Raw genomic sequence first — 2897 nt, 5'->3', positions numbered from 1 at the left:
CTAGAGAAGTGTCCGGCTACACCACGCTTTCCCCGGGGTCGGCACCGTGTTTGCGACCCAGTTCCGCGATCAAATCGGTGAACTCCGGGTCGAACAGCAAGAAGCTGAGCAGGTCCCCGCGGTCTTCGTCATCGCCGCCGATCAGCCGCGCGATGACGGACGGTGCCGGGTTCCGCAGAAACCTGCGCAGCGCGGACCGTCCACGGGTCACCTCCTCTGCGATCTCGGCGATGCGTCCCGCCTCGTTGAGCGGCGGTCCCGCGAAGTCGATGCCGATGGGACGGTCGGCGGGAGAGACCGACAGGCCTTGCGCGACAAGCTCGTTGCGGAACTCGACCTCGTGCAGATCCTCGATCATGCGGTAACCGAGCATCGCCCGCAGCGCGAGCGCCGCGACGCCGGCCACGTCGGGGGGCGCGGGCCGGCGTCCGCGCCTGCGTTCCACGATCGCCGGTGGCCACACCCGCGGTTGCGTCGCGACGACACCCACGTGGCTCGCACCGAGCTCCAGCGCCGGTTTGATCGGGGTGTTGAGCAGCAACCCACCGTCGACATACCAGCCGGAGCGCTCAGGCACGCACTTGTCGCTGATGTGGATGGGCCGAAACAGGATCGGGACCGCCGCGGAGGCAAGGAGGTGTTCGACGGTCAGCGTCGTCGCGACGTAGCTGATGTTCCGCCGTGCGTCGTACTCGGGCAGGGTGACCGATGCGTTCTTCTCCATGAACACGACGGTTCCGCCGGTCTTCACGGATGTGGTGGCGACGGCGACGGCGTCCACCAGTCCGGTGCGGACATTCTCGTGCAGCCGGTCCCATGGGACGAGCCGCTGCAGGGTCTCGCGGATCGGGGACGTGTCGAGCAGGCTCACGAGTCGCGCCCGGGGCAACCCGATCGCCTGCCCGAGGAATGCCGCGCTCGTCCCGAGCACCGTGGACAGCGACGAGTACACGTCGGACGACTCGACGCCGGTCCACAACTCGACGATCCGTTCCGCGGCATCAGTGAGTCCGTCGTCGGCGAACGCAGCAAGCCCGACCACGTTGAGTGCACCGGCGCTGGTGCCGATGAAGATCGTCGGAGCCCCGCCGTGTGCCGTCATCCGGGGCAGCAGAGTCGTGATCGCGCCGGCCTGGTAGGCGCCGCGCGCGCCCGCGCCCGCGACGACCAGAGCCGTCCGACGTGGTCCGTGGGTGCCGCCCGTCCCGCGTCTGGCCATGTGCCGACGCTACCTTGCCCGCTCCGGCGGCCGGAACCGATTCGGCTCATCGGCACCGTTGAGCTTCTCGCGGACGGGGTTCTCGCGGGACCGCTTCGGGGCCGTCGAAGCCCGGCCCCCATGCACCCAGTCCTGAGCCGCCTCGGCTCCGTCGACGATTCGGTCCAGGAGCACCCAGGACAGTTCCACGACGAGGTTCCGATGGCGCGCGAGCAGTTCACCCACGAGATCGAAAACCCACGGAACTCGAGGTGTTCGACCGCGAGCCGATCCGTCGGATCGAACCCACACACGAGTGGGGCGACCTCGAGGTCACCCGGCCTTCGAGGTCGGGACGCACCCGCAGCGAGGAGGCTGTCACGCAACACGCCGGCGGCATCCGGACGCTGCAGAAAGTCCACCACATGAACGTGTGCGTCGATCCATTCGGGAGCAGCAATACATCCGACCCTTCCCGCAATCGTGTGCTGATTCAATCCCGCGTCACAGGGGTATCCACCGAATCATGGAATCCCCGCACAGCCAGGACGAGAACAGACCGGTCGCCGGCGTTGCCGAGATCACGCTCGACGTCGACGGCGAAAACCGGTTGCTGCGGCTGGATCCCCGCACCACGCTGCTGGACGCCCTGCGCAACCACCTCGGAGTCACGGCACCGAAGAAGGGTTGTGATCACGGGCAGTGCGGATCGTGCACCGTGCTCCTCGACGGCCGCCGTGTGAACAGCTGCCTGACATTCGCGGTGGCACACGACGGCGCCCGGGTCGTCACGGCTCACGGACTCGCCGAGGAAGGTGAACTGCACGCCGTGCAGCAGGCGTTCGTCGAACACGACGGCCTGCAGTGCGGCTATTGCACACCTGGTCAGATCTGCTCGGCCGTCGGCATGTTCTACGAATTCGGTGCGCTGCATCCCAGTGCGGTCAGCGAGAGCATGGATGCACCCCTCGAACTCACGGACGACGAGATACGGGAACGGATGAGCGGCAACCTGTGTCGGTGCGGGGCCTATCCGAACATCCTGGCAGCGATCCGGCAGGCGGAAGAGGCATGATTCCCTTCGACTACATCCGTGCGAGGGACGTCGACACTGCGGTCTCGATGGTCTCGGCCGACCCCCGCGCCAGCTTCCTCGCCGGTGGAACGAATCTCGTCGATCACATGAAGCTCGGTGTGGCGCAACCCAGCCTGCTGGTGGACGTCAGCACGCTGCCCCTCGGGGAGGTAGAAGAGTTGTCCGGCGGGGGTATCCGAATCGGCGCCGCGGTACGTAACAGCGATCTTGCCGCACACTCTCTCGTCCGCACGCGGTATCCCCTGCTTTCGCGGGCCCTCCTTTCCGGGGCCTCGGCGCAACTACGCAACGTGGCCACCACTGCAGGCAACCTGTTGCAGCGCACCCGGTGCGTGTACTTCCAGGACATCACGACGCCGTGCAACAAACGTGAGCCGGGAACCGGGTGTTCGGCGCTGGGCGGGTACGTCCGATATCACGCGATCTTCGGCGCCACGAACCAGTGTGTGGCCGTGCACCCATCGGATATGGCGGTGGCTCTGGCAGCGTTGGACGCCGTCGTGATCGTCCGCAATTCCCATGGTGAACGTCGGATTCCTCTGCTCGACTTCTATCGCCTTCCCGGTGACATGCCCGAACGCGACACCGTCCTGGTCCATGGTG

Annotated in this window: 4 protein-coding genes; 2 read left to right on the top strand and 2 right to left on the bottom strand. The window is 66.7% G+C overall.

The features are described from left to right. Positions 1-16: 16 nt before the first annotated feature. Together WAW17_RS20220 and WAW17_RS20215 are read right to left on the bottom strand one after the other, a co-directional pair. Positions 17-1219: a patatin-like phospholipase family protein gene (locus tag WAW17_RS20220; protein ID WP_422334703.1), complete on the bottom strand. Its 1203-nt coding sequence runs from the start codon at positions 1217-1219 to the stop codon at positions 17-19. Positions 1220-1228: 9 nt separating this feature from the next. Continuing rightward, complete coding sequence (locus WAW17_RS20215; protein ID WP_422334702.1) at positions 1229-1444, bottom strand: hypothetical protein; 216 nt, start codon at positions 1442-1444, stop codon at positions 1229-1231. A gap of 280 nt (positions 1445-1724) precedes the next feature. Here WAW17_RS20215 and WAW17_RS20210 point away from each other — a divergent pair, with 280 nt between their 5' ends. Next, positions 1725-2273 (top strand): 2Fe-2S iron-sulfur cluster-binding protein, encoded by a 549-nt coding sequence (locus WAW17_RS20210; protein ID WP_422334701.1) that lies wholly within the window; start codon positions 1725-1727, stop codon positions 2271-2273. Continuing rightward, on the top strand, positions 2270-2897 hold a 628-nt coding region (locus WAW17_RS20205; RefSeq protein WP_422334700.1), incomplete at its 3' end, for an FAD binding domain-containing protein. The genes WAW17_RS20210 and WAW17_RS20205, both read left to right, overlap by 4 nt.

The sequence above is a fragment of the Rhodococcus sp. (in: high G+C Gram-positive bacteria) genome (assembly GCF_049286785.1).
Taxonomy (GTDB): domain Bacteria; phylum Actinomycetota; class Actinomycetes; order Mycobacteriales; family Mycobacteriaceae; genus Rhodococcus_F.
This window is presented reverse-complemented; position numbering and strand designations above follow the sequence as displayed.

Bases quoted from the DNA above. Each gene is read 5' to 3' on its own strand.
- WAW17_RS20220 (WP_422334703.1), bottom strand. From the start codon at position 1,219: ATGGCCAGACGCGGGACGGGCGGCACCCACGGACCACGTCGGACGGCT.
- WAW17_RS20210 (WP_422334701.1), top strand. From the start codon at position 1,725: ATGGAATCCCCGCACAGCCAGGACGAGAACAGACCGGTCGCCGGCGTT.